Annotated in this window: 22 protein-coding genes; 7 read left to right on the forward strand and 15 right to left on the reverse strand. The window is 61.2% G+C overall.

What is annotated here, in order from left to right; genetic code table 11:
- Positions 1-141: 141 nt before the first annotated feature.
- The 3 genes from creC to KY495_RS06635 form a co-directional block, all read right to left on the reverse strand.
- Positions 142-1,560, reverse strand: a complete 1,419-nt coding sequence (creC, locus tag KY495_RS06625; protein WP_219882906.1) for a two-component system sensor histidine kinase CreC — start codon at positions 1,558-1,560, stop codon at positions 142-144.
- Complete coding sequence (creB, locus tag KY495_RS06630) at positions 1,557-2,237, reverse strand: two-component system response regulator CreB (RefSeq protein WP_219882907.1); 681 nt, start codon at positions 2,235-2,237, stop codon at positions 1,557-1,559. The genes creC and creB overlap by 4 nt, the downstream gene beginning before the upstream one ends.
- Positions 2,238-2,323: 86 nt before the next feature.
- A complete protein-coding gene (locus KY495_RS06635) occupies positions 2,324-2,767 on the reverse strand; it encodes a hypothetical protein (protein WP_219882908.1) in 444 nt (147 codons plus the stop codon).
- 221 nt (positions 2,768-2,988) lie between these two features.
- Here KY495_RS06635 and KY495_RS06640 point away from each other — a divergent pair, with 221 nt between their 5' ends.
- Complete coding sequence (locus KY495_RS06640; protein ID WP_219882909.1) at positions 2,989-3,948, forward strand: MurR/RpiR family transcriptional regulator; 960 nt, start codon at positions 2,989-2,991, stop codon at positions 3,946-3,948.
- Between the two features lie 25 nt (positions 3,949-3,973).
- Here the strand turns inward: KY495_RS06640 and KY495_RS06645 are convergent, their stop codons facing one another.
- The 5 genes from KY495_RS06645 to rpsJ (KY495_RS06665) form a co-directional block, all read right to left on the reverse strand.
- Positions 3,974-4,375 carry a hypothetical protein gene (locus tag KY495_RS06645; protein WP_219882910.1) on the reverse strand — a complete coding sequence of 134 codons (402 nt, stop codon included), beginning with the start codon at positions 4,373-4,375 and terminating at the stop codon, positions 3,974-3,976.
- Between the two features lie 26 nt (positions 4,376-4,401).
- Positions 4,402-5,775 carry a pre-peptidase C-terminal domain-containing protein gene (locus tag KY495_RS06650; RefSeq protein WP_219882911.1) on the reverse strand — a complete coding sequence of 458 codons (1,374 nt, stop codon included), beginning with the start codon at positions 5,773-5,775 and terminating at the stop codon, positions 4,402-4,404.
- A 386-nt stretch (positions 5,776-6,161) separates the two neighbouring features.
- Positions 6,162-6,464 (reverse strand): hypothetical protein, encoded by a 303-nt coding sequence (locus tag KY495_RS06655; RefSeq protein WP_219882912.1) that lies wholly within the window; start codon positions 6,462-6,464, stop codon positions 6,162-6,164.
- Between the two features lie 140 nt (positions 6,465-6,604).
- The gene (locus KY495_RS06660) at positions 6,605-7,021 is read right to left on the reverse strand and encodes a DUF2784 domain-containing protein (protein ID WP_219882913.1); all 417 of its coding nucleotides are present in this window, start codon (positions 7,019-7,021) and stop codon (positions 6,605-6,607) included.
- A 131-nt stretch (positions 7,022-7,152) separates the two neighbouring features.
- A complete protein-coding gene (gene rpsJ, locus KY495_RS06665; protein WP_219882914.1) occupies positions 7,153-7,470 on the reverse strand; it encodes a 30S ribosomal protein S10 in 318 nt (105 codons plus the stop codon).
- Between the two features lie 256 nt (positions 7,471-7,726).
- Here rpsJ (KY495_RS06665) and KY495_RS06670 point away from each other — a divergent pair, with 256 nt between their 5' ends.
- Positions 7,727-9,625, forward strand: a complete 1,899-nt coding sequence (locus tag KY495_RS06670; protein ID WP_219882915.1) for a M6 family metalloprotease domain-containing protein — start codon at positions 7,727-7,729, stop codon at positions 9,623-9,625.
- An 84-nt stretch (positions 9,626-9,709) separates the two neighbouring features.
- Here the strand turns inward: KY495_RS06670 and KY495_RS06675 are convergent, their stop codons facing one another.
- The 6 genes from KY495_RS06675 to rpsL form a co-directional block, all read right to left on the reverse strand.
- Positions 9,710-10,075 carry an energy transducer TonB gene (locus KY495_RS06675; protein WP_219882916.1) on the reverse strand — a complete coding sequence of 122 codons (366 nt, stop codon included), beginning with the start codon at positions 10,073-10,075 and terminating at the stop codon, positions 9,710-9,712.
- A gap of 170 nt (positions 10,076-10,245) precedes the next feature.
- Positions 10,246-10,563: a 30S ribosomal protein S10 gene (gene rpsJ / locus KY495_RS06680; protein ID WP_010394389.1), complete on the reverse strand. Its 318-nt coding sequence runs from the start codon at positions 10,561-10,563 to the stop codon at positions 10,246-10,248.
- A gap of 116 nt (positions 10,564-10,679) precedes the next feature.
- Positions 10,680-11,882 carry an elongation factor Tu gene (gene tuf / locus KY495_RS06685; RefSeq protein ID WP_219882917.1) on the reverse strand — a complete coding sequence of 401 codons (1,203 nt, stop codon included), beginning with the start codon at positions 11,880-11,882 and terminating at the stop codon, positions 10,680-10,682.
- A 96-nt stretch (positions 11,883-11,978) separates the two neighbouring features.
- Complete coding sequence (gene fusA, locus KY495_RS06690) at positions 11,979-14,084, reverse strand: elongation factor G (protein WP_219882918.1); 2,106 nt, start codon at positions 14,082-14,084, stop codon at positions 11,979-11,981.
- Positions 14,085-14,207: 123 nt separating this feature from the next.
- Positions 14,208-14,678 (reverse strand): 30S ribosomal protein S7, encoded by a 471-nt coding sequence (rpsG, locus tag KY495_RS06695; protein ID WP_054265804.1) that lies wholly within the window; start codon positions 14,676-14,678, stop codon positions 14,208-14,210.
- Between the two features lie 120 nt (positions 14,679-14,798).
- Positions 14,799-15,182 (reverse strand): 30S ribosomal protein S12, encoded by a 384-nt coding sequence (rpsL, locus tag KY495_RS06700; RefSeq protein WP_025603541.1) that lies wholly within the window; start codon positions 15,180-15,182, stop codon positions 14,799-14,801.
- A 382-nt stretch (positions 15,183-15,564) separates the two neighbouring features.
- Between rpsL and KY495_RS06705 the strand changes: the two genes are divergently transcribed.
- Positions 15,565-17,547, forward strand: coding sequence for a phosphoethanolamine transferase (locus tag KY495_RS06705; protein ID WP_219882919.1), 1,983 nt, complete (start codon positions 15,565-15,567; stop codon positions 17,545-17,547).
- 9 nt (positions 17,548-17,556) lie between these two features.
- On the opposite strand, the gene KY495_RS06710 is transcribed toward KY495_RS06705, so the two are convergent.
- On the reverse strand, positions 17,557-19,083 hold the full coding sequence (locus KY495_RS06710; RefSeq protein ID WP_219882920.1) for a DNA mismatch repair protein MutS: 1,527 nt from the start codon (positions 19,081-19,083) through the stop codon (positions 17,557-17,559).
- A gap of 288 nt (positions 19,084-19,371) precedes the next feature.
- Between KY495_RS06710 and KY495_RS06715 the strand changes: the two genes are divergently transcribed.
- Genes KY495_RS06715 through KY495_RS06730 form a run of 4 tightly spaced genes read left to right on the forward strand, consistent with a single transcriptional unit; the run spans position 19,372 to position 23,986 of the window.
- Positions 19,372-20,661, forward strand: coding sequence for an efflux RND transporter periplasmic adaptor subunit (locus KY495_RS06715; RefSeq protein ID WP_229518516.1), 1,290 nt, complete (start codon positions 19,372-19,374; stop codon positions 20,659-20,661).
- A 28-nt stretch (positions 20,662-20,689) separates the two neighbouring features.
- Positions 20,690-21,412 (forward strand): ABC transporter ATP-binding protein, encoded by a 723-nt coding sequence (locus tag KY495_RS06720; protein ID WP_219882921.1) that lies wholly within the window; start codon positions 20,690-20,692, stop codon positions 21,410-21,412.
- 9 nt (positions 21,413-21,421) lie between these two features.
- Positions 21,422-22,735, forward strand: coding sequence for an ABC transporter permease (locus KY495_RS06725; protein ID WP_219882922.1), 1,314 nt, complete (start codon positions 21,422-21,424; stop codon positions 22,733-22,735).
- Between the two features lie 12 nt (positions 22,736-22,747).
- A complete protein-coding gene (locus KY495_RS06730) occupies positions 22,748-23,986 on the forward strand; it encodes an ABC transporter permease (protein ID WP_219882923.1) in 1,239 nt (412 codons plus the stop codon).
- The last annotated feature ends 25 nt before the right edge of the window (positions 23,987-24,011 follow it).

Here is a 24,011-nt window from a genome sequence, read left to right on the forward strand (position 1 = left end):
TAGACGCATTCCTGCACATCATGTTTGCCTGCTTGTTAATGCCGTTGCGCAGTTGCAATGCGCGGAACGTAACCGCGGAGTCTAACCCAGCATCTCAAATTGCGTCAACGCAAATTGGCTGCGGCATCCGGGAGTGAGGCACTAAGCAAGCGGCAGCACCACAGTGGCCACGGCGCCGCCGTGTTCGCCATTTGCCACACTTACACTGCCACGGTGCAGGGCCACGGCTTCTCGCACAAATGGCAGGCCGAGCCCGGTACTGCGGGCGCCGTCCGGCCGCGGCAGGGAATAGAAGCGCTCGAACAGCCGCTCCTGCGCAAACGGGGGAATCCCTTCGCCCTCGTCACGCACCGTGATCACGGCGCTGTGATCGAGCCGGGACACTGTCAGCGCGATCTTGCCGCTCTGGGGTGAAAAATCGATGGCGTTATCGAGCAGGTTGCCCAGCGCCTGGCGCAGCAGCAGCGCGTCGCCGGGCACCGTCAGGTCGTCCGCCGTCAAGGACAAGGTGAGGTCACGCGCGGCAAGGCGCGCGGCGCAATCGTCCTGCACTTGCGCTGCCAGCTCGCGCAGACTCACCTGCCCCGGCGCGTCCAGGTGCTGCTGCTTTTCCACGCGAATCAGCGCCAGCAGCTTGTCGATCAGCTGCTTCTGGCGCGCGTTCTGGTTGAGGATGTTGGACAGGAAGTGCGCGCGTTCGTGCGCCGGCATCTCTTCGCGCATCAACTCGGCCGAACCCTGGATCGCGGCAATGGGGCTTTTCAGTTCGTGGGCCATGGTGTGCATCAGTTCTTCCACGTACTCCTTGCCTTCGAGCTTTGCACGCATGGCGGCCAGCGCCCGCCCCAGCCGGCCAAACTCATTGTTACCCAGGTCCGGCAGCGCCACCTTCTTGCCTTCTTCGACGGCGGAGATATACAGCATCAGTTTGTTGAGCGAATGCGACAGCCACCACGCAAATGCCGCACCGATCAGGAGCGACATGATCAGCAACAGCGCGCCCCGCTCACGGATCACTTTCTGGCTGCGCTCCACGAACGGCTGCACCGCCAGATTGGGCTTGGCCACGGTGAGCACACCGATGATGCGGTCACCATCCTTGACCGGCGCCGCCACATGCATGACAGTGCTGTTTTCGTCGTAGCCGGCGCGGGTACTGCGCGCGCCATACTTGCCGCGCAAGGTGAGGTACACATCGTTCCAGCGCGAATAGTCACGCCCCACGTCCTGGCCTGCCGAATCGTAGATGACGATGCCGCGCGTATCGGTGATGTAGAAGCGCAGCGCCACGTCGGGCCTGGAAAAGCCAGCAATGCGCACATCCACCGTGCGCTTGCGCAGCGCGTTGATGCGGCTGATGACAACCGATTCACTCAGCGTACCGGCCTTGACGTCGTCGGCGAGAATGACCGCGAGCAGATGAGCGGTGTCCACCAGCGCATCTTCCTGCGTGGCGCGGACGCCCGGCTTGACCTGCTGCACAAACACGGTCAGCAGGAACCACGCGGCCAGTCCCACGATGAGGAAGTAGCCGAGCAGGATGCGCAGGCCGATTTTCATGCGCGCAGCAGGCTGTATCCCATACCACGGTGCGTGTGGATCGGATCGGTGGCGGGATCGATCAGGCGCAATTTGGCGCGCAGGGACTTCACGTGCGCATCCACTGTGCGGTCCAGCGTGTCCGGCGCATCAGCCCATACGCGGTCCATCAGCTGGGCGCGCGAAAGCACGTGGCCGGGATGCTCCAATAGTGTCTTGAGCAGCAGGTATTCGTAGCGCGTCAGGTCGAGCGTGTGGCCACAGTAGATGATGCGCGCCTCCAGCGCCCGCAGTTCGAAGCGTGCCGGCGCCGGGGCGGGCACGGGCGCCGGGGCCAGGCGCCGCAGCACCACGCGGATGCGCGCCACCAGTTCCCGCGGCGAGAAAGGCTTGGTCACGTAATCGTCGGCGCCAATTTCAAGACCGACGATGCGATCGATTTCGTCGCTGCGCGCCGTCAGGAAAATCACCGGCACATTGGAGAACTGGCGCAGCGAACGGCATACCTCGAAGCCGTTCATGTCCGGCAGGCCCACGTCAAGCACGATCAGCGCGGGCGCCGCATCACTGCGCAACAGTTCCAGCGCCTGCTGACCAAGCGCCACATGGACGGGCGTGAAACCGTCCGTGCGCAAGGCGTAGGCAATGCTGTCGGCAATCGCCAGTTCGTCTTCGACAATGAGGATGGTGCCGGGCATCGCTTGACCTATCAATGTAAAGCGCCAGTATCACGGCTGCCTGCGCATGCGTCAATGAATCCCGCGGCCACGCAGGCTGGCGGGTTTCACTTTTCCTGCAACAGAATTTGCACGTCCCGCGAATAGCCAGGCGCGGTCATGGTCAGCGTCGTGCCAATGCCGCCCACGGTGGTGTAATTGCCCTGCGCCGAGCCTTTTACCTGGCGCGTCTCGTAGACCATGCCGTCAAACACCAGCGTGAGCGCGGGCCGCTGGAAGGTGCCCGTCACGGTGATGGGAACGGCGGCCGGTGCACTTTCTTCCTTCATGGTGCCGGTGCCGCTGACCTGCCCATTGCTGCCTTCCTGCAGCCGGAATTCCAGCCGAATCGCATTGGGACCGTTGACAATGCCGGTCCAGTCGCCCGCCACCGATTGCAGCGTGGCGTTGAGCGAATTGTTGATGTCCTGCTCGGTCGGCCCGCCGCCACCACCACACGAGGAAGTCAGCAGCGCGACTGTTAGTCCGGTGGCAATTGATAAGCGGCGCATGGCGTTGTCTCCTCGTGAATTGGCGTTGGCAGGCAATTATATGTGCAGCCAGGCACGTTGCATAAAAATTTGGCATTCGGCGCCTGCCCCTTGGCGAACCTGACGCCTGAGGTCCAGACAGAAGCCGCTGCATGTATGATGTCCGCCATCGGTGCACGGGCTTTCATACCGTGGCCGGGGTACGTTCACTGTTGACCGCACGGTTGGAGACCGATCCAGGTATGAATGCAAAGAGAAATGATGTTCCCGCCGCCGACTTCCAGTCGCCCGTGACGGCGTTTGCCGAGTCGCCGCTGGGAGGGACGCTGCTCAAGGTGCTGGCAGAAGGCTCGGCTGCCAATCGTGCCATTGCCGACTACCTGCTGCGCAACCAGATCAGGGTCACGGCATGGGGCATCGAAGAACTGGCGGAACACTGCAAGGTCTCCACCGCCAGTATCAGCCGCTTCGCGCGTGACATCGGTTTCAAGAATTATTCGGCCATGCGCAACGAGGTGGCACTCACGCTGCAGTCAGTGCTGCAGCCGGTGGAAAAGCTGCGCAACAATATCGGACGTCCGGCCGGCGGCACCCATCCCGCGCTCGAAAGCCTGGAGTACGCCGCAGCAAACCTCAACGCCTGCAAGCAGTCGCTGGACGCGGCGCAGCTCGACGCCATTGTCAGCGCCCTGTCCAAGGCACGCACCGTGTACGTGATGGGATTTGGCCTGTCATCCCAGCTGGCGGCAATGCTGGCACTGCACCTGCAGCCCTTCTGCCAGCATGTCATCGACGTGGCCGGCCAGGGCGGGACCGAGATCGCGGCCGGCCACCTGGCCCATATCACGGAGCGCGATGTGCTGGTGGTGATCTCGTTTCCCCGCTATTCGCTGGACGTGATCCGCCTGACAGGGTTTGCGCGCGAGCGCAATGCGTGCATCGTATCGATCACCGATTCGCCGGCTTCGGCGCTGGCCGGCCTGGCCACGCATGCAGTCTACGCCCAGAGCGAGCATCCGGTCCTGCCAAGCAGCGCAACCGCGGCCATGGCGATCATCGAAGCACTGGTTGTGGCGCTGATGGTGTCGAACAAGGAAAACGTGGCCAAGGCAGCACGGCTGACCGATGCGCTGTCGGCGTGGCTGTACGGACCAGACGCGGGTGCGGGACAGCGCCGGCCGTCTCGATCAAGCGGAGACTGACCGGCCCTTTGCTTATGCTGTCCCGCTAACGCTTGATTCCCAGCTGCGCCGGCGCATGCACCACCTTGTCGGTGAAGGTGATGCTGTGTACACCCTGCTGACAATGGGGGCCATCATTGCTGCGAAACTGCAGCTTGATGCTGGCATCGGCTCCCTTGACGCGCAGGGTGATCATCTCTGTCGAAGGCTGGCCTGCCTCCACCGCCCTGGCCTCGACATCGACATCGGTCGAGGCCACGCCAGTCATGACGACATTGATGCGCCGGCGTTTGACGATGTCTTCGCTGTCGTAGCAGCCGTGGAAGTACTTCACTTCATGAACTCCCGGCGTGGCGCGGAATACATAATCCTGCTTGACCGATGCGCTGGCCGCCGGCGCCAGAAGGACGGCCGCCGACAGCACCGCCAGTGTGAAAACTCGTTGCATGATCTTCTCCTTGTGATGAGCCGCGCTCATTTGGTCGCCCATGCGCCGTTGTTGGAACTCCAGTAGCCGGTGGTGCCGCCGCTGCCGGTCCAGTTGACGAGATTGAAGCTGTTGGCGCCCGTGGCGGTGCCTGGCACCTTGTACACCCGCAGCGCGTCGCCTGCGCGATACCAGGTCAGGGGCGTTGAAGGCTGCAGCACTTCAGGACTGTTGGTGCCGCGCACAAAAAGTGCATTGCCGGTGCCGTACACCCGCGCTGCGCCTGCCGCATCAATCGCCACGGCCGTGTTTTCATCCGCACCCACGCCGCTCATCGCGGCCCACCCAGCACCGTAGTTATAGATGCTGCTTGCCATGAAGGTCGCGAGCCGCGGCTGCCGGTTGCGCTCGGTGAAGTGGGTATCGGTCACCAGGTTGGCCAGGAGCGGATTGGCGAGAAAGCTGTTGCCAATCGTGACCGCGGTGGGATTCTGGAGCACTGCCGTGGTATCAGGCGCGCCGCCCGGATGGTAGTACTGCCCCAAAATAGCCATGCCGGCGCTGGTGCCGCCCACGGGCGCGCGCTTGGTGCCGATCAGGTAATTGAGGGCGTTGCCGACGCCCTGCCCTTTGAAGTAATTGATGTAGTCGGCCTGGTTGCCGCCGGCCATGAAGACCGCGCCAGCATTCTTGATGGTTTGCACCACGCAGGCGTCGTTGGCCTGGGTGGTGTTGGTGATCAGGAGGGTCTGGACCGAGTTGACGCCCCCAAGTCCGTAGATGTACTCGTTGTAGGCATTGGTACCAGTGGAACGCAGCACCACGAAGTCGCCACCGCCTGCGCGCGCGATCATCCATTTAATGGCTTCATCCACGTCCGGGCCGCCACCCATCATGACCGTGCCGCCGATGGTGGTGCTGGCCTTGGGCGTCGCGTTGCCTGTCTTGCCGAGATTGACCTTGCTTGGCAGCGTGCACGCCGTTGGCGTACCACCGCCGCCGCCCGGGAGCGTGACATTGAGGCTGTACGACCCTGTGCCGGCGTAGCGCTTGACGCGCAAATAGTAGGTGCCGGTGGAAGTGGCGTTGTAGCTGCCTGTTTCGGGATTGCTGGAAGTGGAACGATAGGCCACGTAGCTGCCCGTTGCCTTGTACAGATACCAGTCTAGATCGATCCCGGCCGCGTGCGACATGCTGATTGAGATTGTCCCTGTAGCGGGGACTTCAAACCGGAACCAGTCGTAGTCGCTGCTGGAACTGATCGTGCCGGATACGGCCGTTCCCGAGCACAGGCCAGAATTGGCCTGCGTGTCGGTATTGTTGGGTTCTGTTTCGGTTGCAAGGCAGGCTGCCAACGCCGTATTGCCCAGTGCTAGTGCACTTAGTAGCGACAGTTTCCTGACCAGATTTTTTGTCTTCATTGTTGTTGTCTCCGCTATTGCCGGACTACGGTCGCGGTCCGGATTCTTCTTTTCTGCTGTTGCGCAATGGCCTTGTTGCCCACCTCCTTTGATGCAAATATTTATTCACACACCGGTTCAGTGAAAGGATTTTTACACAAATATACGGCAAACATGTTCGCCGCTCCAGCGTTTTTCCATTCGTGTTGAAATACGCCACAGTGTCAAAGGCGATGCAGCAGCGGCTACCGCCGCCGTCGCCGCGGGCGAGTTGGTCAGAAAGGAAAGCGCAATGACCAGTTCATCGCTACGGCTCTGCGCTATGCGCCAGCGATTCGGCTGGCGGTGCGATGATTCCCGTTTGTTCGGATCGTCTGCGCCGGGTCACCCGCGCGGGCCGTTTCCGCTCAATCGTCGAAATCACCCCAGTCGTAACCTGTGTCGCTTGCGTCACATAGATCCATGTCGGCATCGCAGCCCTCGCCATGCTCACAGAAGATCCAAAGGAACACGGACGCGGTGACCGCGAAGACGAGGGCGCATGCGGCAACGGTTGCGGCGATTTCGCCAAGAGACCAGGACACAAAGTGCGGTCCCACGGCAATCGTGCCGACGAGTGCCCCCAGTAGTCCCGCATAGAATGCTCCGCTACTCAGAAATGTCGCTGGTGAAGGCTTCTTGCATAGTTCACAGACGGTAGCGCGGCCCATAAAAATCTCCCTGTTGGCACAACGATGATTGGGTGAAGCTGTACCCAATGTAGTGCAAGCCAAGGAATAAGTAAAACATCATTTTATGATCACCACCATTCAGAAAATGGATATCTTGGGAGTGTGACGGTGGGCCGCTGTCAGGAGCGGCCCCGGCGCGGCGGGACCAGCACCCAGCTGACCAGCACAAGCAGCGCGAATAAGGAATAGGCTGCAATAAACACCCAGGACGGTGCTTCAAAGAACAGCAGCTCGCGCAGCCAGAAGGCAATGAAGTCACCTTCATAGGTCAGCTGCCCACCGCGCAGGCGCAGCCAGAGTTCAAGCGTGGTCAGGGGGCAGACGATACCGAGCCATGCCTCCATGGCGACGTAGGCAATGGCGGCCAGGTGCATGGCGCGGAACCAGAAGTTGCGCACCCATGCCCATCCCAGCCAGCCGCCCATCAGCGTCAGGATCAGTGCGCCAATAATGAACAACACCACCCCCACATGCGCAACAAGCACGGCATTGGCGAGGACAATATAGGAGTCAGGAGAGAGGGTCACGCTTGCCATTGTAAGCGCCTGTGGGCGTGGACGGCAGGCACGCCACCCTTGAAACAAACGGGGCCGGACCCGTGCGCAGCATGTGCGACGTAGTCCGGCCCCGTTACCTCCGCGCAGTGCCGCGCGGATGGTGAGAAGACTTATTGCAGCTTGATTTCGACGTCCACGCCAGCTGGCAGGTCCAGCTTCATCAGTGCGTCAACAGTCTTGTCGGTTGGGTCAACAATGTCCATCAGGCGCTGGTGGGTACGGATCTCGAACTGGTCGCGCGAGGTCTTGTTCACGTGCGGGGAACGCAGCACGTCAAAACGCTGGATGCGGGTTGGCAGTGGAACCGGACCCTTGACGACGGCGCCGGTACGCTTGGCGGTCTCGACGATTTCCAGGGCGGACTGATCGATCAGCTTGTAATCGAAAGCCTTGAGGCGAATACGGATCTTCTGGTTTGCTGCGGACATGGTAATTCCTTCAAAGAGCGAACCGGGCGGGGTGCACCGGCAATAAGTAGGGAGCCTGTCTGCCATTTCGGGCAGGGCGCACAGTATATCCTGTTTCAAGCCTGAAATTTCATCCCCACCGATATTTGTTTTCGGCGCATCAATCCGCCACGCGCCGGCTATGCCGATTTCGCGGTAATGACGACGACGCCGGCACAAGACAGCGGCTGCAAGCTCGTGCAACCTTGCTGGTTTGTTAAATTTATAGAGGTTGAGAATGACAGGTAAAACGATGCGCCTGGCCGCTGCGCTGTTGCTGGCCGTGGCCAGCCTGGGTGTCCAGGCGGGCATTCCGTACAACAATCACGCTTACAACTTCCAACAGCCGAGCGGCGAAGTGTTGCGCGTGCTTGTGGACGGCAATGACTACTATGCGGAAGAACGGACCGCCGACGGTGCCTTGATCATTTACGACCCGGCGAAGAAGGGGTTTTGCTACGCGCACGTGAATGCGGCGGGCACTGCCCTCGTTTCCACGGGCGTCCTGGCGAGCAATGCGCAGCTGCGCAGCATGAACGGCAAGATGGACAAGCAGCCGGGCCTGAGCACTGCGGCAAAGGCATTGAAGGCACGCCAGCGTTATCAAAAGCTGCACGGGCATGCGCCAGAGGCGGCCAATGACAAGCTGCGCAAGGCTTCCACGCAGGCCGCATCAACGGGCATGTCGCCCATGGCGGTCGCCACTGGCGCCATGCGTGGCCTTACCGTCATCATCGACTTCTCCGACGCGCCGGCGACGATCAGCCAGGCACAAGTGTCGTCCTTCCTCAATGATGTGCCCTACACCGGCTTCGGCAATGCCCAGTCCGTACGCGGCTACTTCCAGAGCGTTTCGGGCGGCAAGCTCGACTACCAGAATACGGTCACCCGCTACTACCGGGCGCGGCGTCCCAAGTCCTATTACGCCGATGCCAGTTTGGATTCGGGCGTGCGCTCGCAAGAGCTGATCACCGAGGCCCTGAACTGGCTGAAAGCGCAGAACTTCGACTTCGCCACGCTCAGCAGGGACAGCTACAACCGCATCAAGGGCCTCAACTTTTTTTACGCCGGCCAAGCCAACAGTCCGTGGGCCAAGGGCTTGTGGCCGCATATGGGAACTTTGTGGCCCCAGTTCTGCTCGAACGGTATCTGCACCAACACCTACCAGATTTCCGACATGGGGCCGCAGCTGGCTATCGGCACCTTTGCCCACGAAACGGGCCATCTGCTCATGGACTGGCCAGACTTGTACGATTACGACGGCAGCTCAGAAGGATCGGTGGCCGACTTTTGCCTGATGGGCACCGGTGGCGTGGGTTACCAGAGCCAGTTCCGGCCAGTGCCGCCCAACGGATTCTTTCGTTATCTGTCCGGCTGGGCCAGTGTGACCGAACTCAATCCCGCCATCAACCGCACGCCGCCCACCGGGCGCTTGAGTCATACCTCGGGCAGCCACTCCCTGTATCGCTGGAGCAATCCGGGTAACCCAAGTGAAGCGTTTTATGTGGAAGCCCTGCACAAGAGCGACCAGAACCTGTATCAGCCGGACCAGGGCCTGGCCATTTTCCACACCGACCCGAGCGGTGACAACAGCAGCGAGTGGAAGCCCTATGTGCAGATGGAACACGCCGATGGGCGGCGTGATCCGGAGTACAACGTGAACCGCGGCGACGCAACGGATCTGTTCGACGGCGCCGCCACCAAGAGTTTCAGCGACACGCTGCCCAATGCCCTGACGGCGCGCGGCACCAACTCCAAATGGTCGAATGGCTATGGCTCGGGACTGGCGCTCCATAACATCAGCACGCCGGCCAGGACGATTTCCTTTGATGTTGGCGCAGCCGGGGCCGGTGTGAGTTACACCGGTTCGCTGGCAGCCGGGGCCCGCGTCATCCACCCTGCTCCCTGGTTCGAATACGCGGGCGGCACCATCAAGGCCACCCTGATCGGACCGTCGACGGCCGACTTCGATTTGCTGCTCGAACGCTGGAATGGCAGCGCCTGGGCGAAGGCGGCTGCAAGTGAGTCGCACACATCGAGCGAAGTGATTTCCTACGCGGCGTCGGCCGGCTACTACCGGATCACCGTGTATTCCTACAGCGGTTCCGGGGCCTACAAGCTGCTTGTCTACAAGTAGCGCAAGCGAATCATTTCGCCTGAAGTAACAATGCCGCAGCCCGTATGGCGGGGTGCGGCATGTGCATTGCGCAAACCGGTCGACTTACTTCAGGGTCCACACATACTGGACAGGCTGCCATGACCTGACCGCCTCGCCACCTTTAATGGCCGGGCTGAACCGGCATTTGGCAATGGCTACGCGCGCTGCCTCGTCAAGGTCGGCATGGCCGCTTGAGGTCTTGACCTTGGCATCCTCGGTCTTGCCGTCGGTGCCCACCAGGAAGGCAACAGTCACGGTGCCCTCGCGCTTGTTGGCCAGCGCGTCCTTGGGGTACATGGGCTTGGCGCAGCTATTGAAATCAGCGACGGCCGGGCGGTCGGCGTCGGCAGCCAGCGCAGGCGCCGCGCAGCCTGCCAGGGCCAGCAGCACAGCCGGGGCCAGCATAAAACGGTGGGGTAGTTGCAGCATGATGATCTCCTCTAATGGTTGGTGTAGAAGTAGAATATCTTGTCTAGACACGAATGTCTAGTACCGCCTGCATAGGCGCCACAAAAAATCAGGGCCGGAGACATTCGCGTTGTGCGCGAACCTCTCCGGCCCTGAATGCCCCGCGAGCGCGAGGCAGGAAACGGTGGTGATTACTGCAGCTTGATCTCGACGTCCACGCCAGCTGGCAGGTCCAGCTTCATCAGTGCGTCAACGGTCTTGTCGGTTGGGTCGACAATGTCCATCAGGCGCTGGTGGGTACGGATCTCGAACTGGTCGCGCGAAGTCTTGTTCACGTGCGGGGAACGCAGCACGTCAAAACGCTGGATGCGGGTTGGCAGTGGAACCGGACCCTTGACGACGGCGCCGGTACGCTTGGCGGTCTCGACGATTTCCAGGGCGGACTGGTCGATCAGCTTGTAATCGAAAGCCTTGAGGCGAATGCGGATTTTCTGGTTTGGTGCGGACATGGTATTTCCTTAAAGAGCGAACCGGGCTGCGAGGCACCGGCAATATGTGAGTGCTACCGTAAAACAAACAGAAGCGGGCCGTGGCCCGCTCCTGTCACGCCGAACTTACTATCGAATTACTTCGACGCTTCGCCCAGGATCTTTGCAACAACGCCTGCACCAACGGTACGGCCACCTTCGCGGATAGCGAAGCGCAGACCTTCTTCCATCGCGATCGGGTTGATCAGCTTGACGGTGATCGACACGTTATCGCCTGGCATGACCATTTCCTTGTCCGCTGGCAGTTCGATCGAACCGGTCACGTCCGTGGTACGGAAGTAGAACTGTGGGCGATAGTTGTTGAAGAATGGGGTGTGACGACCGCCCTCGTCCTTCGACAGCACATAGATCTCGCCGGTGAAGTGGTTGTGCGGCTTGATCGAACCTGGCTTGGCCAGAACCTGGCCACGCTCCACGTCTTCACGCTTGGTGCCGCGCAGCAGCAGACCAACGTTGTCGCCAGCCTGACCCTGGTCCAGCAGCTTGCGGAACATTTCCACGCCGGTGCAGGTGGTCTTGACGGTGTCCTTGATGCCGACGATTTCAATCTCTTCGCCAACCTTGATGATGCCGCGCTCAACACGACCGGTCACCACGGTACCGCGGCCGGAGATCGAGAACACGTCTTCCACTGGCATCAGGAAGGCGCCGTCCACAGCGCGCTCTGGCGTCGGGATGTAGCTGTCCAGTGCTTCGGCCAGGGCCATGATGGCCTGCTCGCCCATTTCGCCGGCGTCGCCGTCCAGGGCCATACGTGCCGAACCCTTGATGATTGGCAGGTCGTCGCCTGGGAACTCGTACTTCGAGAGGAGCTCGCGCACTTCCATTTCAACCAGTTCCAGCAGTTCTGCATCGTCGACCAGGTCGCACTTGTTCAGGAACACGATGATGTAAGGAACGCCAACCTGGCGTGCCAGCAGGATGTGCTCGCGGGTCTGTGGCATTGGGCCGTCAGCAGCCGAGCATACCAGGATCGCGCCGTCCATCTGGGCAGCACCGGTAATCATGTTCTTGATGTAGTCGGCGTGGCCTGGGCAGTCAACGTGCGCGTAGTGACGGTTGGCGGTCTCGTACTCGACGTGGGCGGTGTTGATGGTGATGCCGCGTGCTTTTTCTTCTGGTGCTGCATCGATCTGGTCGTAAGCTTTTGCTTCGCCGCCGAATTTCTTCGACAGAACGGTAGCGATAGCTGCAGTCAGGGTGGTCTTGCCGTGGTCGACGTGGCCGATGGTGCCGACGTTGACGTGCGGCTTGGTCCGTTCGAATTTACCTTTTGCCATTTTTCAAGTTCCTTAAAGTTTATTATTTGCGGGACAGAGCACGGTGTTCACGCTTGTGCTCTGTCCTCAACTGACTAGATTTTTCTGACTAACGAATTACTTGCTCTTGGCCGTCACGATTGCATCGGTAACGTGCTTAGGCGCTTCCGAATAGTGCTTGAATTCCATCGTGTAGGTTGCACGGCCTTGCGTTGCGGAACGCAGCGAGGTCGAGTAACCGAACATTTCCGACAGAGGCACTTCGGCTTTGATGATCTTGCCACCGCCGCCCGGGATTTCGTCCATGCCCTGCACCATACCACGGCGGGACGACAGGTCGCCCATCACGGTACCGGCGTAGTCTTCCGGCGTTTCCACTTCCACAGCCATCATCGGCTCGAGGATGACTGGCGATGCTTTGCGGCAGCCGTCCTTGAATGCCATCGACGCGGCCATCTGGAACGCGTTTTCGTTCGAGTCCACATCGTGGTACGAACCGAAGAACAGCGTGACCTTGACGTCCACCACTGGGTAGCCGGCCAGAACACCGGTGTTGAGCGTGCCGCGCACACCCTTTTCAACTGCAGGGATGTATTCGCGTGGAACGGTGCCGCCCTTGATGGCGTCAACGAACTCGAAGCCCTTGCCTGGCTCTTGCGGCTCGATCTTCAGCACCACGTGACCGTACTGACCACGACCACCGGACTGCTTGACGAACTTGCCTTCAGACTCTTCGCACACCTTGCGGATCGTCTCGCGGTAAGCCACTTGTGGCTTGCCGACGGTCGCTTCGACGCCGAATTCGCGCTTCATGCGGTCAACGATAATTTCCAGGTGCAGCTCGCCCATACCACCGATGATGGTCTGGCCCGACTCTTCGTCGGTCTTGACGCGGAACGAAGGATCTTCCTGTGCCAGGCGGTTCAGGGCCAGGCCCATCTTTTCCTGGTCAGCCTTGGTCTTCGGCTCAACAGCCTGCTGAATGACCGGCTCAGGGAATACCATCTTTTCCAGCGTGATGATGGCCGATGGATCGCACAGGGTTTCGCCCGTGGTTGCATCTTTCAGGCCCACGGCTGCGGCGATGTCGCCGGCGCGTACTTCCTTGATTTCTTCGCGCTGGTTGGCGTGCATCTGCAGAATACGGCCAAGACGTTCCTTCTTGTTCTTGATCGGATTGTAGACGGTGTCGCCCGAATTGATGGTGCCCGAGTAGACGCGGAAGAAGATCAGCTGGCCCACGAACGGGTCGGTCATGATCTTGAATGCCAGCGCGGCGAATTTCTCGTCGTCGGCAGCCTTGCGGGTCGTTGGCTGGTCATCTTCGTCCGTGCCGCCCACTGGTGGAATATCCACTGGCGATGGCAGGTATTCGATCACGCCGTCGAGCATGGCCTGTACGCCCTTGTTCTTGAACGCGGTGCCGCACATCATGGGAACGATTTCCGACGCGATGGTACGCTGGCGCAGGGCGGCCTTGATCTCTTCTTCCGACAGATCGCCTTCTTCCAGGTACTTGTTCATCAGTTCGTCGGTCGCTTCAGCAGCGGTTTCGACCATCTTCAGGCGCCACTCGTTGGCCTGCTCGACCAGCTCCGCAGGAATCTCGCGGTAGTCGAACTTCATGCCCTGCGACGCGTCGTCCCAGTAGATGGCTTTCATCTTGACCAGGTCGACCACACCCTTGAAGTTGTCTTCAGCGCCGATAGGAATCTGCAGCGGGATCGGGTTGGCCTTCAGGCGAGCGCGCATCTGCTCGTAGACCTTGAAGAAGTTCGCACCGGTGCGGTCCATCTTGTTGACGAAGGCCAGACGTGGCACCTTGTACTTGTTAGCCTGGCGCCAAACGGTTTCCGACTGAGGCTGAACACCGCCCACAGCGCAGTAAACCATGCAGGCACCGTCGAGCACGCGCATCGAGCGCTCAACTTCAATGGTGAAGTCAACGTGGCCCGGGGTGTCGATGATGTTGATGTGGTGCTCAGGGAAGTTGTTAGCCATACCCTTCCAGAAGCAAGTCGTTGCAGCCGAGGTAATCGTGATACCGCGTTCCTGCTCCTGCTCCATCCAGTCCATGGTGGCCGCGCCATCATGCACTTCGCCGATCTTGTGGTTCACGCCCGTGTAGAACAGGACGCGCTCGGTCGTGGTGGTCTTGCCAGCGTCGATGTGAGCGGAGATACCGATATTGCGGTAGCGCTCAATGGGGGTCTTGCGTGCCATAATTATTCCTAAATCTTTTAATGGACAAAACCGAGCGGCATTTTGAATTCAAAATGCCCCCGGCCTCGAACAACAGATGCGAACCGCGCCCGGGTCTGTTGCAACCCGGGAATGGCCACTTGATTAGAAGCGGAAGTGCGAGAACGCCTTGTTCGCTTCAGCCATGCGGTGAACTTCGTCACGCTTCTTCATTGCACCGCCACGCATTTCAGCGGCTTCCATCAATTCACCACCCAGACGTTGCGGCATGGATTTTTCGCTGCGCTTGTTTGCGGCTTCGCGCAACCAACGCATGGACAGCGCCATACGACGTACTGGACGAACTTCCACTGGCACCTGGTAGTTGGCACCACCAACGCGGCGGGATTTCACCTCGACCATTGGCTTGGCGTTGTTGATCGCAGTAGCGAATACTTCAAGCGGGTCCTTGCCGGACTTTTGCTTGATGTGCTCGAACGCACCGTAGATGATGTTTTCAGCAACCGACTTCTTACCCGACAACATCAGAACGTTGACGAATTTTGCGACATCCTGGTTGCCGAATTTTGGATCAGGCAGGATCTCGCGTTTGGGGACTTCACGACGACGTGGCATTTCAATTCCTTTCAGTCTTCAGTTGAGCGCGCTGAGGCAGCACTCGCGGGTGGCCATCATAACCATCCACTTACTCGACCAGGTACGGCCGGTTCAACTATCTAATGGGTAAAAAGTAAATTACTTCTTACCAGCTTTTGCGCGCTTCGTACCGTACTTGGAACGAGCTTGCTTACGGTCTTTAACGCCCTGGGTATCCAGTGCACCGCGAACCATGTGGTAACGCACACCCGGCAAGTCCTTCACACGGCCGCCGCGCAGCAGCACGACACTGTGTTCTTGCAGGTTGTGGCCTTCACCGCCGATGTACGAAATGACTTCGAAACCGTTGGTCAGGCGAACTTTGGCGACCTTACGCAGAGCCGAGTTTGGCTTCTTTGGAGTCGTCGTGTACACACGGGTGCAAACACCACGTTTTTGCGGGCTGTTTTCCAGCGCCGGCGATTTGCTCTTCACGGTCAGGGCGACACGTGGGTTGCGAATCAGTTGATTGATGGTTGGCATCGTTATTAATCCAACAAAATTACAACGTGAATAACCCGGGCAAACGCCCGGGGACTAAAACTGAGTCCGGAACAAACCTGCTGCGGAGGCGCCGAAAGCCACTCGCAGGGAGCGGCTGGGGTGCGCACACGATGTGCAGAATAAATTCGAGAACTCGCGAGTATAAGGGGGATGGCAGGGCTGGTCAACTTGTTTACCGGCCAGCGGGGAACTTTGCGGGGCGAAGGCGGCCGGGGGACGGGTAATGCGTGGCCATCCGGACACAGGCAGGGGATACAGGAAGTCTACCCGCCAATGCTGGCCCGGCGCAATGAAAAAAGTATCGGGGCGCGGCAAACCGGCTGATAATACGGCCTCCTCACGATCTGTCCGCCCTGCTTCCATGCTTGCACTGCTGCGCCGCCCCGCCAATCTGTATCTGCTGCTGACCTACCTGGCGCTGTCGGCCGTGCCATTTGTGCCGCTGCTGCTGGGCAAGCCTCTGGAACGGCCGGGACAAGTGCTGGGCGTGGCGTGCGTGGCGTGGGTGGCGGTGTGGGCTGTGTTCAAGCGCCCGGCCTACTTTCACTGGCTGCTGATCCCGGCGTTCCTGGCACTGCCCACCGAGATCTATCTGTATACGTATTACGGCCAGGGCATTTCGACCCACCACCTGGGCATTATTGCCGAGACCAGCCCCAGCGAAGCGATGGAGTTTCTGGGCAGCACCGTCTGGCTGATGCTGGCGGTGATGCTGACATCCCTGGCATGGCTGGTGAGCTCGTGGCGCGCGGCCATCCTCACGCGCGACCTGGACTGGGACGACGCGTCGCGCTGGGCGGCGCTGGCGGTGCTGGGCGTCGGCGCTGGCGTGCTGGCGTATGGGTACGAATTCGGCATCGCCGGCAAGCCCACAGCTCCGGCGGTGGCACAATCGGCGGCGCATACCATTCCTGCCAACAGCAGTGCGAGCACCCGCAACACGCCATCGGCACGCGTGGAGGGCGCCCATGCAGTCTCCGAGGCCGCGTCTGCGAAGGGGGCGGATGGCGCGTCCCAGGCCGCACAAGCGAAGTCGGCCCGCCCCGCAGTAAAGCCTTCCATTCCCCCTCAGGACAGGCCGGTACCCGGCGCAAACCTTACCGGCATGAAATTGCCGGCCCTACCCCACATGGCCAAGCTGCCGGTGGAATACGATGCCTTAGCCAACTCGTGGCCATTCGGGCTTGCAGCCCGTGGCCGCGCCTTTTACAAGGAACGCCAGTACCTGGCCGAGCTTGGCGAGCGCAACAGCAAGTTTTCGTTCGGCGCGCGCCAGCAGCCAGCCGACTCCCGGCCGGAAATCGTGCTCATGGTCATTGGCGAATCGTCGCGTGCCGACCGCTGGAGCCTGAACGGCTACGCGCGCGACACCAACCCGCTGCTGAACAAAGAGGCCAACCTCATTAATCTTCCGGACGTGATCACCTCCGTCTCGGCCACGCGCCTGTCCGTCCCCGTGATGATTTCGCGTAAGCCGGCCACGCAAAGCCTGAAAAATGGTTTTTCGGAAAAGTCCTTCCTGACCGCTTACAAGGAAGCGGGATTCAAGACCTTCTGGCTGTCCAATCAAGTGTCATTTGGTGAGTTTGATACCCCCGTGTCCGTGTTTGCCAAAGAAGCCGACGTAGTCCAGTTTTTGAATCTGGGCGGCTTTACCAACCACTCCAACTTCGACGATGTGCTGCTCGGCCCGCTGAACCATGCCATTGCCGACGAGGCCGTGAAAAAACTGATCGTGCTGCACACGCTGGGCAGCCACTGGAATTACAGCCAGCGCCATCCCGAACAGTTCGACCGCTGGCAACCTTCCTTGTTCGGCGTAGACAAGCCAGTTGTGACCGACATCAAGATCAAGCTAAAACTGAACAACAGTTACGACAACACGATCCTGTACACCGACTGGTTTCTGGCCACTGTGATTGGGCGACTGAAGCAATCGGGCCAGCGCAGCGCCATGATGTATATGGCCGACCACGGGCAAGCCCTGTACGACAACAGCTGCAAGCTGGTGTTCCACGGCCACAATACGCAATATGACTTCCATGTGCCGGCCTTTGTCTGGCTGTCCGATGCCTACCTGGCCGACCGGCCCGACAAGGCAGCGCTCCTGCGCAAGCACCGCAAGGCTCGCCTGTCGACCGAAAACGCGTTTCATACGCTGCTGGACCTGGGCGACATACGCTATCCGGGCGAGCGGCCTGAGCGCAGCTTCGCAAACGAGCATTTTCGAGAACACACGCGCTATGTGGACAGCTACGGCTGGTCCAATTACGACAACGCCACGCGCCGGGGCGACTGCCGCGAGATCATCGACAAGGGCAAGCCGCTCAAACGTGAGAAATAGCCCGCCCGATCAGGCCCGGCGCGCTTCGGAAACGGGGGCGAGCACCAGCGCGGCGTGCGGTGGATGGGCGAGATAGCCATCAAGCCAGTCGAACACGCGCGCCGCGCCAGCCTCCACTTCCGCACCAAAGCCGCGTTCTGCCAGCAGGGCAATGCCATTGGTATGTGCCAGAACGCCCGGTGACAGCGACAGCTGGCCATGGACATCCTTTGCCACGCACATGGGCGCGAGCCGGTGACCGAGCAAGGATGCCAACATCAGATTGTGAGACGAGACCACCACCAGCCCCTTCGCAGCGAGCACGTTGAGGACCGCCGCCGCCGCAGAGACCGACTCCAGGTGGTTGGTGCCCCTGAATATCTCGTCAATGAGATAAACGCCCGGATGCGGGCCGTCGGCGGCGGCCAGCAGTTCCCTGGCGCGCCGCAGTTCGGCCATGTACAGGCTTTCGCCGCCCAGGATTGAATCTTCGCTCTGCATGCTCGAATACACCGGCAGCATCGATGCGCACGCCCGGCTCGCGTAACAGAAGCCGAAAGCACGCGCGCCGACCAGGTTGATGCCAATGGTGCGCAGCAGTGTGCTTTTTCCGATGCCGTTTTGGCCGGAGATGAAAGCGCCGCGCTCGGCCAACTGCACCGTCATCGGCTGCGCCTCCCCGAGCAGTGGATGGACCGCGCCTTCCAGCACCATTGCGTCGCGCGCGGCCAGGCCTGACCAGCACCACAGCCGCGTGTGCAGCAGATGCCGCGCCAGTGCCACGTCGGCCTCCAGGCTCGCGATCTCCAGGAAACAGCGCTGGAGGAAGCCCTTGTGCAGCGCAATCAGCTGGTGACACCTGAAAAAATGGCTCACATTCTTGAGCGCGAACCAGTCCTGGTACGCGGACAGCCCCGGCGTCAGGGCGGCATAGGGCGAGCGCGTGATGCCGCGATTGATCACGCCAGCCCTGGCCGCATCCTCGCCGCCGCGCAGCGAAACGACCCGCAGCAGCATCTGCAGCGATACGTTGGAGCGCGCCCAGGCTTCCACCGCGCGGTGGTAGCGCATCTGGTTGGCCATCAAAAAATACAGCAGCACCACCACAACGATAAGAGCGGCCTGGTACCAGAGCGACGCCGCCACTGCTGCTGCCAGCAGTATCGGCAAGAACCACACCTTCCCTGCCCAGGCTGGCGCCACCGGCGAGGGCTCCTCAAACAGCAAGGCTGCGATTTCAGTATCCGCATGGCGCAGCGATTTGCAGGTGCTGCGCGTTTGCTCCAGCAGCTGGGGGTTGGCGATGAACTCCTTCACCCGCGTCACGCTGCCCTCCGCCATGCCTGTCCGAAGCCGCTGGTACAAAGCCTGCTGGCCGAAGATGCTTACCTCATGCGACAGCTGCGCGCAATACTGCGATAGCAGCAGGTCTTTCCACGTTGCGTCATCGATGGCCGCCTGTCCTGTGTCCCGCAGCCGATGCAGCTCGGCGATATCCGTCTCGCTGAATGGATAGTCCAGCGGTTCCGGCTCGGTCACGCGGAACCACCGCTTCATTCCGATCCCTGCCTGCCTGCCCAATTGCGCAAGCCTCGATACAAAAGCGGACATACAACCTTCATCTTATGGGCGTGAGATGGCCATATGTGGCCAATTTGACAAAACAAAAGAGCTGGGGCGCAAAAGAGCCGTGCGCGCCAGATGACCGGCCCACCTCTGTCGCCGCTGCGTCCGTCCGCCGTCCGCGCCTGCCTGTACGGACACGCCGGACAGCGAACGCGGCATTACTTTATCTGCAATATCAACGACTTAGCATCTGGCACGCTTCCTGCATAAGGAGGTGCATTGCTTTCAACATTGATGCCCATGATCCGCGATACCTCATCCCAAGACGCCGTCATTGCCGTGCCGGCCGCGCACAAGAACAAGCGGCGCGCGATATTTGCTGCAGCCGCCGTGGCCGTGGCGCTCGGTAGTGTCTTCCTGGTTTCCAGCTGGCGCTCAAGCGAGCATTCCATCAACGCTTCGCGCATCCGGATCGCTGAAGTCACGCGTGGCACCCTGGTGCGCGACGCTGCCGTTAATGGCCGCGTGGTCGCGGCAGTGAGTCCCACCCTGTACTCCACTGCCCCCTCCACCGTGACCCTGAAAGTGGCAGCCGGCGACACCGTCAAGCGCGGCCAGGTCCTGGCGGTGCTGGAATCGCCCGATCTGTCGGACGCGCTCAAACGCGAACAATCGAGTTACCAGCAGCTGGAGGCCGAGGTGGCGCGCCAGCAGATCCTGGCCCGCAAACAGAAGCTGCTGGCGCAGCGCGAGGCCGACACCGCTGAAATCGACCGCCTGTCCGCCCAGCGCACGCTGGAACGCTACCAGGCTGTCGCCAACGAAGGCGTGATCGCCAAGATCGACTTCCAGAAAGCGAAGGATGCTTTGAGCTCGGCCGAGATTCGCGCCCGCCATGCCTCCAAGGCCGCGGTGCTGGAAAACGACGACGTGGGCCTGTCGCTCAAGACCAAGGTCAATGAACTGGATCGCCAGCGCCTGTCCATGGCCAACGCCCAGCGCCGCGTGGACGAATTGACGGTGCGCGCCCCCGTGGACGGCTTCATCGGCACGCTGTCCGTGCAAAACCGCAGCGTGGTGGCGGCCAACGTGGCGCTCATGACGCTGGTCGACCTGTCGCGCCTGGAGGTGGAGCTGGAAGTCCCGGAGAGCTACGTGGCAGACATGGGCCTTGGCATGAAGGCGGAAATTCAGCTGGGCGGCACCACCGCCACCGGCACGCTGTCTGCCCTGTCGCCGGAAGTGGTCAAGAACCAGGTACTGGCGCGCGTGCGCTTTGACGGCCCCCAACCCAAAGGACTGCGCCAGAGCCAGCGCGTGAGCGCCCGCCTGCTGATCGAAGAAAAACCCAACGTCCTGCTGCTGCCGCGTGGCCCGTTTGTGGAGAGCGAAGGCGGACGCTTCGCCTACCTGATGCAGGATGGCGTGGCCGTGCGCACCCCCATCACGCTTGGCGCCACCAGCATCTCGGCGGTCGAAATCCTTGCGGGCCTCAAGCCCGGCGACCAGGTAGTGGTCTCCGGCACCGATACATTCGCAAACGCCGCCCGCGTTTCCATCAACAAGTAAGCACTCAACAACACCAACAGGAGATCCCATGCTGCGCATGAAAAATCTGAGCAAGGTCTATCGCACCCACATGATCGAAACGCACGCCCTGCGCGGCTTTGAAATCCAGGTCAACAAGGGCGAATTTGTGACCGTCACCGGCCCTTCAGGCTCGGGCAAGACCAGCTTCCTTAACATTGCGGGCCTGCTCGAGGAATTCACCGATGGCGAGTATGTGCTCGACGGTGTCAACGTCAAGGGCATGGACGACAATGCCCGCTCGCGCCTGCGCAACGAAAAGCTGGGCTTCATTTTCCAGGGGTTCAACCTGATTCCCGACCTGTCGCTGTTTGATAACGTGGACGTACCGCTGCGCTACCGCGGCTTTAACGCTGCCGAACGCAAGGAACGCATCGAGGACGCACTGGCCAAGGTGGGACTGGCCTCGCGCATGAAGCACTACCCGGCAGAGCTGTCGGGCGGCCAGCAGCAGCGGGTGGCCATTGCGCGCGCCCTTGCCGGCTCGCCCAAGCTGCTGCTGGCCGACGAGCCCACCGGTAATCTCGACACCCAGATGGCGCGCGGCGTTATGGAACTGCTCGAAGAGATCAATGCCCAGGGCACCACCATCCTGATGGTGACCCACGATCCGGAGCTGGCCGTGCGCTCGCAGCGCAATGTCCACATCATCGACGGCCAGGTGTCGGACCTGGTGCGCAAGTCGCCCACGCTGGTGGACCAGAAAGCCGCCGGCGCGGCCCACGCCTGCTAAGGAGGGCGCATGTTCAGCTATTACTTCAAGCTTGGCCTGCGCAGCCTGCGGCGCAATCCCGCGCTGACGGCGCTGATGGTCCTGACGCTGGCCGTTGGCGTGGCAGCCAGCATTTCCACCCTGACCATCCTGCACGTAATGTCGGGCGACCCCATTCCGCACAAGAGCGACCGCCTGTTCGTGCCAGTAATGGACGTTGGCCGCCCCGACGACTATTCGCCCGGGCAGCGGCCCGACGACCCGCAAATGACATACACCGACGCGCGCAACCTTCTCAACTCGGGCCTGGGCGAGCGCCGCACCGCCATTTACGGCGTGGGAGCCGCGGTGGAAGCGCCGCGCAAGGACCTGAGTCCCGTCGCGGCACAGGGCCTGGCTGCCACGCGCGACGCATTTTCCATGTTCGACGCGCCTTTCCTTCACGGCCAGCCATGGAGCGAAGCAGACGACACCAGCGGCACCAAGGTGGTTGTCCTGTCGCGCAGCCTGTCCGAGAAAATGTTCGGCGACGCCAATCCGGTCGGCCAGCGCCTGCGCATGATGGATGGCGAATTTCAGGTCGTCGGCGTGCTTGACAACTGGCTGCCTGTTCCGCGCTACTACCGCCTGATTGGCGGGCCTGGGGCCTTTGGCCTGGAAGACGATTACTGGATTCCGTTCCAGACCGCGATCAACGGCAAGAACCGCAACCAGGGCAGCACCAACTGCAGCGGCGATGTGGATGCCGGCTTCCAGGCATTTATCGATTCCGATTGCACCTGGATCCAGTTCTGGTTCGAGGCCAAATCAAGCAGCGGCCGTGCCGAGATCGAAGACTACATCAAGGCCTACAGCGCCGAACAGCTCAAGCTCGGACGCATGAAGCGCAATGCCCCCACCCACGTCTACAACGTCATGGAGTGGCTGGAATATAACAAGGTAGTAGGCAACGACAGCAAGCTGTCGGCCTGGCTGGCCTTTGCCTTCCTGCTGCTTTGCCTGGTCAACGCAGTTGGCCTGCTGCTGGCGAAGTTTTCGGTGCGCGCCTCCGAGGTGGGCATCCGCCGCGCCCTGGGCGCGTCACGGCGCGAGATCTTCCGCCAGTTCCTGATCGAGACAGCGGTCGTCGGCCTGGCGGGCGGTGTCCTCGGCCTGGCCCTGGCGTTTGGTGCCCTCAGCCTGATCGCCATGCAGTCCAAGCAGATGGCGGTCATCGCCCAGATGGACTGGGTCATGCTGATCTTTACCTTTGTGCTGTCGGTGGTTGCAGCCATGATCGCCGGCCTGCTGCCGACCTGGCGCGCCTGCCAGATCACGCCGGCCATCCAACTTAAATCGCAGTAACCGGGAGCTTTCATGGAAATCCGTCCAATCATCTCCACGCTCGTGCGGAACAAGACCGGCCCGATGCTGGTGGCCATCCAGATCGCCATCAGCCTTGCCATCCTGTCCAACGCGCTTCATATCGTCAACGTACGCCAGGCCGTCGCCGCCCGTCCCAGCGGCCTGGTGGACGAGTCGTCGCTGTTCCAGCTCCAGACGCGCAACATCCACGAGGCCAACCACAGCGTGCAGCTGGCCACGCAAAAGCAGCAGACCGCCATCCTGCGCGCCGTACCCGGCGTGGTCTCGGTGGCCCGCGTCAACATGATTCCGCTGTCGCGCAACGGCAGCACTACCACGGTGGCTGCCGGCCGTGAAGACAGCGCCCTGACGGCTGATTCAGGCTACTACGTCTCGCCCGACCCGCTGGTACAGACCTGGGGCCTGAAGCTGGTGGAAGGGCGCGACTTTGTACCCGCCGAGCGCACGGAAATCGACAGCACGGTAGAAGACGAAAGCCCCAAGCACGTGCTGGTGACGCGCGCACTGGCCGCCAAGGTATGGCCGGACGCGAGTAGCTATGTCGGCAAGACCCTGTACTTTGGCCGCGGCGACAAGGCGACGTCTGCACAGGTCGTGGGCGTGGTCGAGCACCTGCAAACCCAGCGCGCCGAACTGGGGCCCTCGGCTGACCAGAACGTGATTTCGCCGGTACGCACGACGTTCGAAGCCTCGTTCTCGCTATTTACGATCCGCGCCGAACCGGGCCAGCGCGACCGGGTCATGAAAGAAGCCGAAGAAGCGCTGCGCAAGCACTCGGGTTTCCCGGTCCTGATCCGCATGAAGAGCATGGACGAAGTGCGCAGCGACCGCTATCGCGCCGACACTGCCCTGTCGTGGATGCTGATCACGGTGAGCGTACTGCTGCTCTTGATTACCGCCAGCGGCATTGTGGGCATGGCGAGCCTGTGGGTGCAGCAGCGCCGCAAGCAGATTGGCGTGCGGCGCGCACTCGGTGCGCGGCGTGTGGATATCATGCGCTACTTCCTGACCGAGAACGTCATGATCACGGCCGGCGGTGTGAGCGCCGGCCTGCTCGGCGCAATCGGCCTCAATCAGCTCCTGGTCAGCCAGCTCGAAATGGCGAAGCTGCCACTGCCTTACCTGCTGGGCGGCAGTCTCCTGTTCTTTGCACTTGGCGTGCTGGCGGTGTATGGCCCGGCCTGGCGCGCAGCCAGCATCTCGCCGGCGATGGCCACGCGCAGTGCCTGAGCCGGCACCACCGGTGATATGCTAG

Origin of the sequence: Massilia sp. PAMC28688, from assembly GCF_019443445.1 — a bacterium.
GTDB lineage: Bacteria > Pseudomonadota > Gammaproteobacteria > Burkholderiales > Burkholderiaceae_D > Telluria_A.